At 21.6% G+C, this 15630-nt stretch carries 16 protein-coding genes and 1 tRNA gene; 9 read left to right on the top strand and 8 right to left on the bottom strand.

The annotated features are described in order from the left end of the window. Nucleotides 1-8: 8 nt before the first annotated feature. From murD to H0H58_RS01120, 6 genes are all read right to left on the bottom strand, one after another. Nucleotides 9-1373: a UDP-N-acetylmuramoyl-L-alanine--D-glutamate ligase gene (gene murD, locus H0H58_RS01145; RefSeq protein WP_185865212.1), complete on the bottom strand. Its 1365-nt coding sequence runs from the start codon at nt 1371-1373 to the stop codon at nt 9-11. 4 nt (nt 1374-1377) lie between these two features. Beyond that, on the bottom strand, nt 1378-2529 hold the full coding sequence (mraY, locus tag H0H58_RS01140) for a phospho-N-acetylmuramoyl-pentapeptide-transferase (RefSeq protein ID WP_185865211.1): 1152 nt from the start codon (nt 2527-2529) through the stop codon (nt 1378-1380). 54 nt (nt 2530-2583) lie between these two features. Beyond that, entirely contained in the window at nt 2584-4053 is a 1470-nt protein-coding gene (locus tag H0H58_RS01135) for a UDP-N-acetylmuramoyl-L-alanyl-D-glutamate--2,6-diaminopimelate ligase (protein ID WP_185865210.1), read from the bottom strand. 248 nt (nt 4054-4301) lie between these two features. Further along, complete coding sequence (locus tag H0H58_RS01130; protein ID WP_185865209.1) at nt 4302-4526, bottom strand: FtsL-like putative cell division protein; 225 nt, start codon at nt 4524-4526, stop codon at nt 4302-4304. A 4-nt stretch (nt 4527-4530) separates the two neighbouring features. Beyond that, a complete protein-coding gene (rsmH, locus tag H0H58_RS01125; RefSeq protein WP_185865208.1) occupies nt 4531-5439 on the bottom strand; it encodes a 16S rRNA (cytosine(1402)-N(4))-methyltransferase RsmH in 909 nt (302 codons plus the stop codon). A gap of 536 nt (nt 5440-5975) precedes the next feature. Beyond that, nucleotides 5976-7220, bottom strand: coding sequence for a S1C family serine protease (locus H0H58_RS01120; RefSeq protein ID WP_185865207.1), 1245 nt, complete (start codon nt 7218-7220; stop codon nt 5976-5978). A gap of 149 nt (nt 7221-7369) precedes the next feature. Here H0H58_RS01120 and dapF point away from each other — a divergent pair, with 149 nt between their 5' ends. Both dapF and H0H58_RS01110 read left to right on the top strand, forming a co-directional pair. Further along, on the top strand, nt 7370-8176 hold the full coding sequence (gene dapF / locus H0H58_RS01115) for a diaminopimelate epimerase (RefSeq protein WP_185865206.1): 807 nt from the start codon (nt 7370-7372) through the stop codon (nt 8174-8176). 27 nt (nt 8177-8203) lie between these two features. Beyond that, nucleotides 8204-9289, top strand: coding sequence for a zinc-binding metallopeptidase family protein (locus H0H58_RS01110; protein WP_185865205.1), 1086 nt, complete (start codon nt 8204-8206; stop codon nt 9287-9289). Here H0H58_RS01110 and H0H58_RS01105 read toward each other — a convergent pair. After that, nucleotides 9264-10298 carry a redox-regulated ATPase YchF gene (locus H0H58_RS01105; protein WP_185865204.1) on the bottom strand — a complete coding sequence of 345 codons (1035 nt, stop codon included), beginning with the start codon at nt 10296-10298 and terminating at the stop codon, nt 9264-9266. The genes H0H58_RS01110 and H0H58_RS01105 overlap by 26 nt on opposite strands. Nucleotides 10299-10317: 19 nt before the next feature. On the opposite strand from H0H58_RS01105, the gene tatC reads away from it, so the two are divergent. Then, nucleotides 10318-11100, top strand: coding sequence for a twin-arginine translocase subunit TatC (gene tatC / locus H0H58_RS01100; protein WP_185865203.1), 783 nt, complete (start codon nt 10318-10320; stop codon nt 11098-11100). Nucleotides 11101-11323: 223 nt separating this feature from the next. On the opposite strand, the gene smpB is transcribed toward tatC, so the two are convergent. Further along, a complete protein-coding gene (gene smpB / locus H0H58_RS01095; protein ID WP_185865202.1) occupies nt 11324-11758 on the bottom strand; it encodes an SsrA-binding protein SmpB in 435 nt (144 codons plus the stop codon). A gap of 75 nt (nt 11759-11833) precedes the next feature. Between smpB and H0H58_RS01090 the strand changes: the two genes are divergently transcribed. The 6 genes from H0H58_RS01090 (at nt 11834) to rpsT (ending at nt 15621) form a co-directional block, all read left to right on the top strand. Further along, the gene (locus H0H58_RS01090; RefSeq protein ID WP_185865201.1) at nt 11834-12697 is read left to right on the top strand and encodes a transketolase; all 864 of its coding nucleotides are present in this window, start codon (nt 11834-11836) and stop codon (nt 12695-12697) included. Between the two features lie 12 nt (nt 12698-12709). Further along, the gene (locus tag H0H58_RS01085) at nt 12710-13669 is read left to right on the top strand and encodes a transketolase family protein (RefSeq protein WP_394798743.1); all 960 of its coding nucleotides are present in this window, start codon (nt 12710-12712) and stop codon (nt 13667-13669) included. A gap of 1 nt (nt 13670) precedes the next feature. Next, nucleotides 13671-13991 (top strand): nucleotide pyrophosphohydrolase, encoded by a 321-nt coding sequence (locus H0H58_RS01080; protein WP_185865200.1) that lies wholly within the window; start codon nt 13671-13673, stop codon nt 13989-13991. 1 nt (nt 13992) lies between these two features. Next, nucleotides 13993-15240, top strand: coding sequence for a 3-phosphoshikimate 1-carboxyvinyltransferase (locus tag H0H58_RS01075; RefSeq protein WP_185865199.1), 1248 nt, complete (start codon nt 13993-13995; stop codon nt 15238-15240). Nucleotides 15241-15296: 56 nt separating this feature from the next. Next, nucleotides 15297-15368: transfer RNA gene (locus H0H58_RS01070), tRNA-Glu, on the top strand. 16 nt (nt 15369-15384) lie between these two features. Continuing rightward, nucleotides 15385-15621: a 30S ribosomal protein S20 gene (gene rpsT, locus H0H58_RS01065; RefSeq protein WP_185865276.1), complete on the top strand. Its 237-nt coding sequence runs from the start codon at nt 15385-15387 to the stop codon at nt 15619-15621. The last annotated feature ends 9 nt before the right edge of the window (nt 15622-15630 follow it).

The following is a 15630-nucleotide window of genomic DNA, read 5'->3' as shown; positions in this document are numbered from 1 at the left end:
TTTTATTATTATATAGAATAATAAAGATTTTCTATTTCTTTTTTAAATTTATTCCCTCTTTCTTCATAATTTTTGAAAATATCTAAACTAGAACAGGCGGGCGACAATAAAACAATATCTCCTGGAATGGATAATTTATAAGAAACAGATACTGCTTCTTTCATGTTATCTGTTTCTAAAATAGTTTTAACAAATTTCTTAAAAAAATTTATAATTTTTGAATTATTTATTCCCAAACAAATGATAATTTTTACTTTTTTTTTAACTAAATTAATCAATTTTCCATAATCATTTCCTTTATCTATTCCTCCTAATATCCATATAATAGGAGATTTAATAATTTTTAATGCAAATAATGCAGAATGCACATTAGTAGATTTAGAATCATTAATAAATTTTACTCCATTTACTTTGTAAGGGATTTCTTCCATTCTGTGTTCTATTGAGTTTAATTTTTCTAATATAGAAGAAATTATATCATTATTTACATTTAATAATTTAGATATTATTAACGTTGCCATAATATTATATATATTATAATACTTTAGTAAAAAAATATTTTTATTATAAGGGTATATTATATGAGATTTTTCTTTATAAAATTTTAAATAAATGTTCTTATTGTCTAAATAAGCACCAAAGTTTAATTTTTTTTTTATAGAAAATGGGATACATTTTGATATAATGGAATTTTTTTTTAATCCTAATTGAATCATAGGATCATCGTAATTATATATAAAAAAGTCATCTTTTTCTTGAAGATTAGTTATGCTAAATTTAGAATTTATATAATTTTCCATATTATTATATCTATCTAGATGATCTCTTGTAATATTCAATAAAACAGAAATATTAAAACGAAAATTAAAAATATCATCTAGTTGAAAACTGCTAACTTCTAATATATACATATTTTTTTTTTGTAAAATATCTTTACAAAAACTATATCCTATGTTTCCTGCTAGACCAACATTGAATTGATTCTTCTTAAGAATTTTGTAAGTAATAGAACTTGTAGTAGTTTTTCCATTACTTCCAGTAATTCCTATAATAGGAATACAACTATCTATATAATTTTTTCCAAATTCTAATTCAGATAAAATTGGAATTCCTGATGAAATAATATTATTTATTAATCTAATATTCCTAGGAATCCCAGGACTTTTAATAACTTTATATGATTTTTCAATAATAAATTTTTCTGTATGTCCATTCTCTTCAAATGGAATATTATTATTTTTTAAAATATTTTTATATTTATTGGATATTTGACCAGAATCAGATACAAATATATTACATTTATTCCTTTTAGCTAATAAAGCTGCTCCTATTCCACTTTCTCCTCCTCCTAGGACAACTATTAATTTATTCATATAATCATGTAATTAATAAAATTAAAGATAAAATTGATAATATAATTTGTATAATAATAAAACGAATACAAATCTTATTTTCATGTTCTCCTAATTTTTGAAAGTGATGATGTATAGGCGCCATTAAAAAAATCCTTTTTCCTATACCATATTTAGTTTTAGTATATTTTAAATATAAAATTTGTATAATGACAGAAATATTTTCTAATAAAAATATACCTCCTAAAATAGGTAGAATAAACTCTATTTTAATAAAAAAAGCTAATATAGTAATTAATCCACCTATAAAAAGACTTCCAGTATCGCCCATAAAAATTTGAGCTGGATAAGCATTATACCAAATAAAACTAATTAAAGATCCTATAATAGACGTAGAAAAAATTATTGTTTCTGTTATATTTGGAATATATATAAAATTAAAATAATCAGAATAATATTTATTACTAGAAATTATAGAAAATAAAAATAAAGTGATAAAAATGATCAATGACGTTCCTCCAGCTAATCCATCTATTCCATCTGTTATGTTTACTGCATTAGAAAAAAATATTATCATTATAACAATAAATGTGATAAAAATAATCCATGTATATTTGCTTAATTTTTTATTACAACAAATTAACAAATCAGAATAATCAAATTTTTTTTCATTTCTTTTAAACAGAAATCTAGAAAATATATTTGGTAATGAGGTAGTAAAACTATATTTATGATTATGAAAATAATTTTTTTCTTGTAAATTTTTTACATTTTCATTAAAAAATATAATAATTCCTATAAAAATTCCTAAAATCAATTGACCTAGTATTTTTCCAAATGCATTTAATCCTTTTTTATTAAATTTTACTTTTATATAATCGTCAATAAAACCAATAAAACCTAACCATATAGAACTGATAATTAATGAAATAATATAAATATTATTCCAATAAGAAAATAATATAGTGGATGTTAATGTTGATAATATTATTACAACTCCTCCCATCGTTGGGATCCCAATTTTTTTTTTTTCACCTATCAGTCCTAGACTACGTATATTTTCTGTTAAAAATTTTTTTTTTTTATTCCAACTTATAACTTTTTTATATAAAAAAAGTGATAATAAAAAAGATTGAAAAAAAGCTAGTGAAGATCTATAAAAAATAGAATTTATCATGATTTTAAATGAAAAAAATAAATTTATTTAATATTAATTTTTATTTTTTTAAAATTAAAAAAAATTTGATTTTGCAATATCCATATCATTGAAAGGATAAAATTTTCCTTTTATTTCTTGATAATTTTCATGTCCTTTTCCAACTATTACAATGATATCATTTTTTTTTGCAATTTTTATTGCATATTGTATTGCTTTTTTTCGATCAATAAAAGTTAGAATAGGATCATTTTTTATGTGTGATAAAAAATTTTTCATATCCATTAATATATTATTAGGATCCTCATTTCTAGGATTATCAGAAGTAAAAATAGATATATCACAAGTTTCATATACCATTTTCCCCATTATCGGCCTTTTTTCTATATCTCTATTACCTCCACAACCTATTACACAAATTAATTTTCTTTGAATTTTATTATTATAAAAAACATCATTGATAGAATCAAAAATATTTTTTAATCCATTTGGATTATGTGCATAATCTACAATTATATGTACTCCAGATCTAGAAGTAAAATGTTCAAAACGTCCTATAATAGGATTAATTTTACTCAACTTTTTTAAAATTTTTTTTTTATTTATTCCTAATAAAATAGATGTAGCATAGCTAGCTAATATATTATAAATATTAAATTTTCCGATCAAATTTATATATATTTTTTCTTTATCAATTTTTAATAAACTACCATTAATAGATTTTTTTAAAACTTTTATTTTAAAATCTGATTTTTTTTTCAATCCATAAAAATAAATTTTAGACGAAGTATCCTTTATTATTTTTGAATAGTTTTTATCGTCTATATTAATTAAGGAAAAAGAATTATTTGGTAATTCATCAAAAAATTGCTTTTTTATAGATAAATAATTACAGAAAGATTTATGATAATCTAAATGATCATGAGTTATATTAGTAAATATCCCCCCTTTAAATAATAATCCAAAAATTCTTTTTTGATCAATCCCATGTGAACTAACTTCCATAAAAGCATATTTACATCCTTTTTTAAGGGATAAATTTAAATATTTATTAATATCAATAATATCTGGAGTTGTATTTTTAACTGGATATTTATCATATAATATTCTAATTCCTATAGTAGATATAAGAATATTTTTTTCTCCCATTTCCAAAAATACTTTATGAAGTATCATAGCAGTGGAAGTTTTTCCATTTGTACCTGTAATTCCTATTAATTGGATTTTTTTTGAAGGATTATCATAAAAATTAGCAGCTATATATCCTAAAGCTTTGACTGAATTTAAAACAATAATATAAGTAATATTTTTACAAATATAATTAGGAATCGTTTCACAAATAATAGTATCTCCTCCTTTTTGTATTGCTTCTTGAATAAAAGAATGTCCATCTATTTTTTTTCCTTTTTTTGCTATAAATATTGAATTATTATCTATCAATTTAGAATTAATAAAAATTCCATTAACTTTTTTAAATAAATTATTATCTCCTATAATTTTTAATATATTTACATTTTTTAAAACTTCTTTTAATGTTTTTACCATTATGTGGATAATATTTTATCAATAATTTTCTAATTTTTTATTCAACTCATTTTGATGAATTCTTTTCAGTACTAATTTTTTATAATTTTCTGGATTATTTTGAATTTCAAACAATTTATATATAATTAATATTGCAATAAATAAAAATAAGAAACTAATAATATAAGACTTATATAACAATACGGATCTATTTCGTTCCATATCATTTAAAATTATAAATTAAAAAATGTTAAGTATAAACTAATAGATTAATTTAAATTTTGCAAATTTATTACACTTTTATTATTAGATTTTAATTCTTTTATTTCTTTATTTAATTTTTTTATTTTTCTAATGTTATATTCCATAATATGTGAACTAGTAATACTAATTAATGACAATATTGTCATAAAAATGATGAATATCCAAGTATTATAAGCATTTTTTCCTATTAGGAATTTTCCTTTTAAAATATTTATTATAATTTTTTTCATTATTTTATAATTTTTCTGCAATTCTTAATTTTGCACTTCTGGATCTTGGATTTTTTTTTACTTCTATATAAGTGGGTTTAATAACTTTTTTATGAATCATTTTAAATGGAATTTTATCAGGTTTTCTTTCGGAAAAAATAATTCCATTTTTAAAAAAATTTTTAACTATTCTATCTTCAATAGAATGATATGAAATAATCGCGATTCTTCCTCCTGGTTCTATAATATCAGAAGATTGATATAGAAAATTTTTTAATTTGTTTATTTCATCATTTACTTCTATACGTATAGATTGAAATAATCTTGAAAAAAATCTTTTCCTTTCTTTAAAAGAACCTCTAATGAAGAAAATTTTTAATAAATCTGAACTTGTAGAAATATTTTTAATAATACGTTTCTCTAATATTCTTCCTACCATTTTTTTTGTATTATTAAAGTCTCCATATTCTTTGAATATATAAGATAATTTTTCATATGAAGATTCATTAATTACATTTTTAGCAGAATATTTTTTTTCCTGATCCATTCTCATATCTAAAATGCAATTTAATTTATGAGAGAAACCTCTTTTAGGATTGTTTATTTGAAAATAAGAGATTCCTAAATCTGCTAAAATTCCTGATACTTTTTCTATAAATAATTTTTTATTTAAAATATCCTGAATATAGATAAAATTACTATGAAATAAGTGTAAACGTTTATCTTTAATTAAATTTTTCTTTATGGATTCTTTATCTTGATCAAGAGATATCAACTTAGCTTTTTTACTTATTCTTTTTAAAATTTCATAAGAATGCCCACCTAATCCAAATGTAGCATCTATATATATGCCATTTTTATTTGTAATAAGATTTCTAACGCTTTCTTCTAATAATACTGATTTATGTTTATAATATTCTTTGCTAAGATTCATAAATTTTTATTTAATCGGAATAGCTATAAAAATAGCCCATCTATAATTGGATTTTTAAAAAAAAATCATAAAAAAAATGAATATTATTATTTTTATGAAAGTACCCTAAAAAAAAGGATTTGTAAAATTTATTCGTTAATCAATTAAAAAATAATCTATTATATAACTAATTATAGTATATATAAGATTAATGAAATTAATTTTTAAATATATTTATGATCGATTTAATCATTTATTTTTTTCTAAAATTTATAGGACTATTACCATCTATCTATTGGTTAAATAGTGTTATTCCTTTTATTTAATGTAAGTAGGTAGATAGATATTTTAGAAAATCTATCTTTATAAAATCAAATATGTTTGATTATATTATATAAAATAAATATTAAAAAAATAAAAAATTTAAATATGGATTATTGATATATATATATAATTGAGGAAAATAAATAGCTTATATTAACAATTTATCTTTTTATAAAAAATTTTTTTCAAAAAAACTCAATTATACATAATTCCTTGATATTATAACTTAATAGTTATTTTTTATGTTGAAAATCATTTAAAATAACATAAAATATTTTTTTTATTCCATTTCTTAATACAATAATTTTTATTTTATCTCCGGGATGTTTCATTCCAATAATTAATGCAATATCCGATATATTTTTTATTGATTTATTATTTATATTTTTTATTATATCTCCTTTTTTAATACCTGCATAATATGCACTACTATTAGTGAACACTTCCTTTACTATGAGTCCATTTTGTGGTATTATAATATTATTATAATATTTATTATATAATCCTATATTAGATGGATCTAATCCCTTTATTCCTAAAAAAGCTCTTTTAACTATTCCATACTGTCTGATATCTTTAACTACTTTCTTCACTAAATTAGAAGGTAATGCAAAGCCATATCCTGAAAAATTTCCTGTAAAAGAAGATATAGCAGTATTAATTCCAATTAAATTTCCAAATACATTGACTAACGGGCCACCACTATTTCCAGGATTTATAATAGCATCTATTTGAAAAAATGATTCCATAGCCAATGGATTGTCACCTTTTAAAATTCCTAAATTTCTATTTTTAGCACTAATAATTCCAGCTGTAACAGTAAAATTTAAATCAAAAGGATTTCCGATTGCTAAAACCGATTCACCTACCTTAACTTTATCAGAATCATGAAAAATAATAAATGGTAACTTTTTTTCATTAATTTTTAATAAAGCTATGTCGCTACTTGGATCAGTTCCTATTAATTTAGCTATATAAGATCTTTGATCATTAAGAGTTATTTCAATTAAATTAGCATTTTTTATTACATGATTATTAGTGACAATATAACCATCAGAAGATATAATTACTCCAGATCCATGAAATTCTGGATAAATAAATTTATATTGTAAATAATTATTTTCGTCTTTGCTATTTAAATTATATTTTTGTCTTTTAAAAAAGAAATCAAAGAAACTAATGTTATTTTTTTTATAATATTTTTTAAATATTCCCCTAATACTAACTACTGTAGGTAGAGCCTTTTCTACTGATTTTGTAAAATCATTAGAAACTTGACTATTATAAAATGAATGAGAAAATACTAATTCTTTATTAGAAGAATCATATTTTGTATTATAATCTTTATGTGTAAAAGGTGAAATGTATGAAAAAAATTTTAAATTTTTTTCGATATATTTTTTATATATAGTAATACTTACTATAGAACTTATAAAACTACTTATTAAAATATAAAAAATTATTTTCTTTATATTCATAACAATATAATTTACTTTATACTTATACTTGATTAAATGATTTAATTTGTAATTTAGTATAATATAAATATCAAAATATAAATATAATATAAACAATATTCCTCAGTATAATTGTATAACTGAATGTACTGAATAATTCTTAATTAATAATGTTATTAAACTTCTTTAAATTTCATGGTACGGGAAATGATTTTATTATTATAAATTGTATGAATGAAAGATATAATTTTAGTAAAAATTCTTTTATTTTAAAAACATTGTGTAATAGAAATATTGGAATTGGTGCAGATGGAATTATTTTTATTCATAAAAATTATAATTGTGATTTTTATATGGAATATTATAATTCTAATGGAAAAGAAAGTACCATGTGTGGAAATGGAGGAAGATGTGCAATAGCTTTTTCAAAAAAAATTGGAAATTCTAAAAGCAATGAGATTTTTTTTAAATCTATTGATGGTTATCATAAAGGAATAGTAGATAATTATAAAAATGATATAATTTCATTACAATTAACTTCTTTAAAAAGAAATAATATAAAAAAATATTCAGAAAGTGATATGTTCTTAAACACAGGATCACCTCATCATATTGTTTTTGTAAATAATTTAAAAAATTTGGATGTTTATAATCAAGGTAGATATATTAGACATCATAAAATCTATATGATGAATAATGGAGTAAATGTAAATTTTGTTAAAATTAATCATAATATTTTACAAGTTCGTACTTATGAAAGAGGTGTAGAAAATGAAACTTTATCTTGTGGAACTGGGGTAGTTGCATCTGTCATTGCATCATTTGAAACAAACAGAATAAAAAATAATAAGAATATAGAAGTCAGTACTTTAGGAGGTATATTATGGGTTTCTTTTATAAGAACAGAAAATATGTATCATAATATATATTTAACAGGTCCGGTAAAACTTGTTTTCAAAGGTTTATATTATTTATAATTTATAAAAAATAAAAAAAAAAAAAATATGAAAAATATATTAGATAAAAATTCTATTAAATTTCTTGAAAAATATTTAAATAGTTTTTCTCCAGTAGGAGAAGAAATGGAGGGACAAAAAATATGGATTGATTATATTAGTAAATATGCAGAAAAAATATCCACAGATTTATATGGATCTGCTGTAGCTATAATTAATCCTAATGCTCCTAAAAAATTAGTAATTGAATCTCATGTTGATGAAATATCATGGTGTGTAAATTATATAACAGAAAATGGAATAATATATGTTTCTCGTAATGGAGGAATTGATCATCAAATTGTTTTATCTAAAAAAGTTATGATTCATACTACTAAAGGAAAAATTCCGGGTGTTTTTGGTTGGCCTGCTATTCATACAAGAAAAACTTATGATGAAAAAAGTCCTAATATAGAAAATATATTCATAGATATTGGAGTATCCAGTAAAAAAGAAGTATTAGAATTAGGAATTCACGTAGGATGTATGATTTCATATGCGGATGAATTTTTTATTATGAATAAAAAATATTTTGTTTCTAAATCATTAGATAATAAAATAGGAGGATTTATAATGGCAGAAGTAACAAAAATGATAGTTAATAATAAAATTGATTTACAATATGGTTTATATACTATTAATTCAGTTCAAGAAGAAATTGGACTTAAAGGTGCAAAAATGATTGCTAATACAATAAAACCTAATATAGCTATTATTACAGATGTAACTCATGATACCTCTACTCCTATGATTAGTAAAAAAATAGAAGGTGATATAAAATGCGGACTAGGACCAGTCATCTCATATGCTCCATCAATAAGAAAAAATATTAGAGAACTTATTATAGATACAGCTATTAAGAATAATATTAAATTTCAAAGATTGGTATCTAAATATAGTACTGGAACAGATACAGATGCTTTTGCATATTCCAATAAAGGAATTTTATCGGCTTTAATATCTATTCCACTGAAATATATGCATACTACAGTAGAAATGGTTAATATGTCTGATGTAAAAAAATCTATATTATTAATATATGAAACTTTACAAGAAATTAATTATCGATTTAAAGATTTTTTTTATGAGAACTAAATCGAAAATAAATAATATCACCATCTTTGATAAGATAATTTTTTCCTGCTAAAAAAATTTTTCCTAATTTTTTTAATTTTTCTTCTGATTGATATTTAATAAAATGATCATAACGAATAATTTCTGCTTTTATAAAACCTTTTTTAAAATCAGTATGAATAATTGAAGAAGCTTCATATGTAGTATATGATTTAGGAATATTCCAAGCACGAATTTCTTTTTTTCCTACTGTAAAAAATGTTTTTAAATTAAGTAAAAAAAGAATGTTTTTAAATAAATAGTTAAAATTTATTCTTTTTTTTAAAGAAAAAAATAAAATATTAGAATTTTCCATTTTTACTATATTTTGTAATAATTTTACAGTAGGTTTATTTTGAATAATATTTAAATCATCATTTGTATTACAAATATATAAAACAGGTTTTTCCGTAAGTAATTGTAAATTTTTTATATATTTTCTTTCATCATTTTTAAACGGATACATTCTAATATTTTTTCCTTTTTTTAAAAAGATTAATATTTTTTTTAAAAAAATAAATTCATTGTTTTTTTTTTTAGAAGATAAATCATTAGAAATCTTATCTATTTTTTTTTCTATAGTAGATAAATCTTTTAATTGTAATTCCATATCAATAATTTCTTTATCCCTAATAGGATTAATATCTCCTTCTACATGAAGAATATTCATATCATTAAAAAAACGTATCATATGAATAATAGCATCTGTTTCTCGAATATGAGATAGAAATTTATTACCTAATCCATCTCCTTTATGAGATCCTTTGATTAGACCAGCTATATCTACTATTTTTATTTCAGATGGAATTATTTTATTAGATTTTATAAATTTATTTAATTCTAATAATCTATCATCTGCTACTTTTATAACTCCATGATTCGGATTAATAGTACAAAATGGAAAATTTTTTGATAATACTTTGGAATTTGATATAATATTAAAAAATGTTGATTTTCCAACGTTAGGAAGACCTATAATTCCACATTTCATTTGTTATTAAGTATTTTTTATGAATAAAAAAAAAATAATGCCTTTTTGGGAACATATTGAAGAACTAAGAATCCGTATGATTCGTTGTTTATTTGTTATCATAATTATGATGTTTTTTTTAATGATTAATAAAAAAATTTTGTTTAACCAAATTATTTTTGGTCCTGCTAAAAAAAATTTTATTACTTATCGGTTACTTAAACATTTTACAAATAAATTATATTTTCATAATTTATCTATTCAAAATAGAGAAATATTTGGTCAATTTAACATTTATATATGGATATGTTTTTGTGGAGGATTTATTTTATCATTTCCTTATATTTTTTATGAATTATGGAGTTTCATAAGTCCTGCTTTTTCTGATAAAGAAAGAATATATTCTCAAATAATTACAACTATGGTTAGTACTTTATTTTGTATTGGAATGTTTTTTGGATATTTTATATTATTTCCATTCTTAATTAATTTTGGATATACTTTTAAAATAAGTAATTTTCCAAAAAATATTTTTGATTTATCAGATTATATTTCATTGATTATAAATTCTGTATTATTAATGGGAATGATATTTTTATTTCCATTCTTTATTTTTTTATTATCTAAAGCAGGATTAATTTCTTATTCTTTTTTAAGAAAATATAGAAAACACGCATTTTTAATAATGTTAATTATTTCTTCTGCAATTACTCCGGGAGATATACTTAGCACAATTATTGTGCTAATTCCTTTATTAATTTTATATCAATTCAGTATTTTTATATCATTTTATATATTTAAAAAAAAAAATCATCTAAAATAGAGCAATATTTAAAAGTAAATAAAATTATTTTGATCTTCTATTTTATCTTTGTTAAAAGATATTTATCATTAGTATTTCTCATAAAATTATAAAAATATTTTTTATGAATTATACTATAATTTTTATTATCAGATATTATTTCTTTTCTAGGATATTTTTTTTTAGTAAAAAAATCCTTTCACTAGAATTGATCTTTTATTCCAAATGATCAATTGTAATTCAATTAAATAAAATATCTTTTTACATCTCTAATTGATTCTCTTTTTTTAATAGACTCTCGTTTATCGTGATTTTTTTTACCTTTTGCTATAGCTATTTTCATTTTTGCATATCCATTTTTATTAAAAAAAATTTCAATAGGAATGATAGTTATTCCTGGATTTAATAATTTTTTATTAATTTTTAATAATTCATTTTTATTTAACAGTAGTTTTCTATCTCTATTAGTTGAATAATTAGGATCGAAAACAAATTCATATTTTTCAATATACATGTTAATAGAATAAAGTTCTCCATTTTTTATTTGACAAAAACTTTCAGAAATATTTACTTTATTTTTTCTTATGGATTTTACTTCTGATCCTAATAATTGTATTCCAGCTATATAATAATTATATAAATGAAACTTATATTTTGCTTTCCTATTTATAATACTCATTAATTAAAAAATTGATTTATAATCTCACTATTTTTATTAATTTAATATGTCTTAAAATTAAAATTAAAGTTAATAATGAATATACATTATTTAAAAGATTTATGTATCCAAGTTAGAAGAGATATTCTTCGTATGGTAAATAACGCAAATTCTGGTCATCCTGGAGGATCATTAGGATGTACAGAATATTTAGTAGCATTATACAAAACAATAATGAATTATAATCCAAAAAAATTTACAATGAACGGATATGGAGAAGATATTTTCATTTTATCAAATGGTCATATATCACCTTTATATTATAGTGTATTAGCTCGATCAGGTTTTTTTCCGATTAAAGAATTATCTTCTTTTAGAAAAATAAATTCTAGATTGCAAGGGCATCCTTCAGTACATGATAAATTACCAGGAATAAGAATATCTTCTGGATCATTAGGTCAGGGAATGTCAGTATCTATCGGAGTAGCAATATCAAAAAAATTAAATAAAGAATTAGATACTATTATCTATAGTTTACACGGAGATGGAGAATTAAATGAAGGTCAAATCTGGGAGGCTGTTTTATATGCAGGATCAAAAAAAATAGATAATTATATAGCAACTGTGGATTATAATGGTCAACAAATAGATGGATCAACGGATGAAGTACTACCTCTTGGGGATTTGAAAAAAAAGTTTTTATCGTTTGGATGGGAAGTGTTAGAAGAAAAAAATGGTAATGATATATATAGTGTAATTAAAACTTTAAAAAATGCTAAAAATAAAACTAGAAATAAAAAACCTGTTTTAATTATCTTATATACTCAAATGGGGTATGGAGTAGATTTTATGATGGGCGATAATAAATGGCATGGAAAATCTCCTAATGATGAAGAATTGAAAATAGCATTAGATAAACTTTCAAATATTAAAAGTCAATTAGAAGATTATCCATTATAAATTTTTATTATTATGTTAAAAAATAAAGAATCAAAAGAAACTAGAAAAGGATTTGGTGATGCTTTAACGTTTTTAGGAAAAAAAAATAAAAAAATTGTGGCATTATGTGCAGATCTCACCAGTTCTTTATTTATGAAAGATTTTTCAATAAAATATCCTGATAGATTTTTTCAAATTGGAATAGCAGAAGCTAATATGATGGGTATAGCAGCTGGATTGAGCATTGGCGAATATATACCATTTGCCGGAACATTTGCAAATTTTGCGACGTCTCGTGTATATGATCAAATCCGTCAGTCAATTGCTTATTCTAATAAAAATGTAAAAATATGTGCTTCTCATTCTGGATTATCTTTAGGTGAAGATGGGGCAACTCATCAAAGTTTAGAAGATATTGGATTAATGAAAATGTTACCCGGAATGACAGTAATTAATACATGTGACTATAATCAAACTTATGCTGCAACTATAGCGATATCCAATTATATAGGACCTGTATATTTACGTTTTGGACGGCCTTCAGTAGAAAATTTCACTAAAAAAAATCAAATTTTTGAAATTGGTAAAGCAATTTATTTAACAAATGGAAAAGATGTAACGATTGTAAGTACTGGTCACTTAGTATGGGAATCATTAAAAGCATCTAAAATTTTATATGAAAAAGAAGGGATTGAGTCTGAAGTTATTAATGTGCATACAATTAAACCATTAGATGAAAAAACCATTCTACAATCTATAAAAAAAACTGGTTGTATTGTAACAGCAGAAGAACACAATTATTTAGGAGGATTAGGTGAGAGTATTGCAAGAGTAATAACTACTAAAATGCATAAAATTCCTCAGAGGATAGTAGCTGTAAATGACACTTTTGGTGAAAGTGGTAAACCTATGGAATTATTAAATAAATATGGATTGAATTATAAATCAATAATAGATAAAGTAAAAATTTTACTAAAATTAAAAAATAAATAAAATGAAAAATATTCAAAAAGTTGTAGACAATTGGATTGTAAATCATGGAATACGTTATTTCGATATATTAACCAATACTATTTTATTATCTGAAGAGGTTGGTGAAGTTTCTAGAATTATAGTTAGAAATTATGGCGAACAATCAAAAAAAAAAAATGAAATAAAAGAAGATCTTGGAAGAGAATTATCAGATGTATTGTTTATCATAATTTGTTTAGCTAATCAAACTGGAATTAATTTAGAAAAATCTTTTAATAAGAATTTAGAAGAAAAAAAAATAAGAGATCATAAAAGACATCATCAAAATAAAAAATTAAAATAAAATGTGTTCTTATATTAATATTCATAAAAATGAACCAAATGTGTTTGGTTCTATATCTATAACTGGATCTAAAAGTATTTCCAATCGTCTTCTAATTTTAAAAGCTCTTTATAAAAATGATATTTTTATTGAAAATATTTCCAATTGTAAAGATACTAACATACTCAAATATAGTCTATGTAGTAATTCTGAGTTTTTGGATATTAACCATGCCGGAACTGCGATGCGTTTTTTAACTTCTTATTTTTCTATTCAAAAAAATAGAATTACAATATTAACAGGGTCAAGTAGAATGAAAGAACGTCCTATTTCTATATTAGTGGAGGCTTTGAATCAATTAGGAGCTAAAATCACTTATTTAGAAAAAACTGGTTATCCACCGATAAAAATATTAGGAAAAGATATCTTAGGAGGTAAAGTAAATTTAGATGCAAGAGTTAGTAGTCAGTATATTAGTTCTTTAATGTTAGTAGCTAGTAAATTTAAGATCGGATTAAAAATATCTCTTTTAAAAAAAGTTACGTCTATTCCATATATAAAAATGACTTTTGATATTTTGAAATTAGCTGGGATACGAATTTTTTGGGAAGGAAATAATATTGGAATTTTTCCAGGTAAAAAAATTGGAAAAAAGAAATTTTATATAGAATCTGATTGGAGTTCAGCTTCTTATTATTATTCTATGGCAGCTATTTCAAATAATAGCAATATAAAACTTAATTCATACAGCAATAATAGTTTTCAAGGAGATAAAAAAGTTGCATATTTATACGAAAAACACTTCGGAATTTCTACAACTTTTAAAGAAAAAACAATTATTTTAAATAAAAAATCTTTTTTTGAAAAAAAAAAATTTTTAGAATTAGATTTAAATGAAACACCAGATTTAGCACAAACTATAGCCGTTACTTGTGCAGCTATTGGAATTAAATGTTATTTAAAAGGATTAGAAACTTTAAAGATTAAAGAAACAGATAGATTATTAGCATTGAAAATAGAATTATCAAAATTTGGTATTATTTCTGAAATAACTGATTCTTGTATAGCAATAAAAAAATTTATAAAAAAAGATTTTAATCATCCAATAATAATAGAAACCTATCAAGATCATAGAATGGCTATGTCATTTATTCCATTTGTATTATTATATAATATTCCTTTATTAAAAATAAGTAATCCTAATGTTGTGGAAAAATCATATCCTTTGTTTTGGAAAGATTTAAAATCAATAGGTTTTTCTATTAAATAATAAAATAACTTGTGTTAAATATAAAAAAAATTTATTTTTAATAAAATCCATAAAAAGGCCCATTCGTCTATTGGCTAGGACGTCAGGTTTTCATCCTGGAAAGAGGGGTTCGATTCCCCTATGGGCTATATAATAATATTTTCTATGGCTAATCATTCATCTTCTATAAAGAGAATTAAACAAAATAAAATTAAATATCTAAGAAATAGATATTTAAATAAAAGTACAAAAACTTTTATTAAGAAATTATTATTAAATAAAAATAAAAAAAATCATGCAATAGTGATTTCTATGATAGATAAATTATCTAAGAAAAATATTATACATGCTAATAAAGCTTCCAGATTAAAAAAAAAATTATGTAAAAAATTGTTTGTTTAAACAAATATT

Origin of the sequence: Blattabacterium cuenoti (genome assembly GCF_014251775.1) — a bacterium.
In the GTDB taxonomy this organism is placed as follows: Bacteria; Bacteroidota; Bacteroidia; order Flavobacteriales; family Blattabacteriaceae; genus Blattabacterium; species Blattabacterium cuenoti_H.
This window is presented reverse-complemented; position numbering and strand designations above follow the sequence as displayed.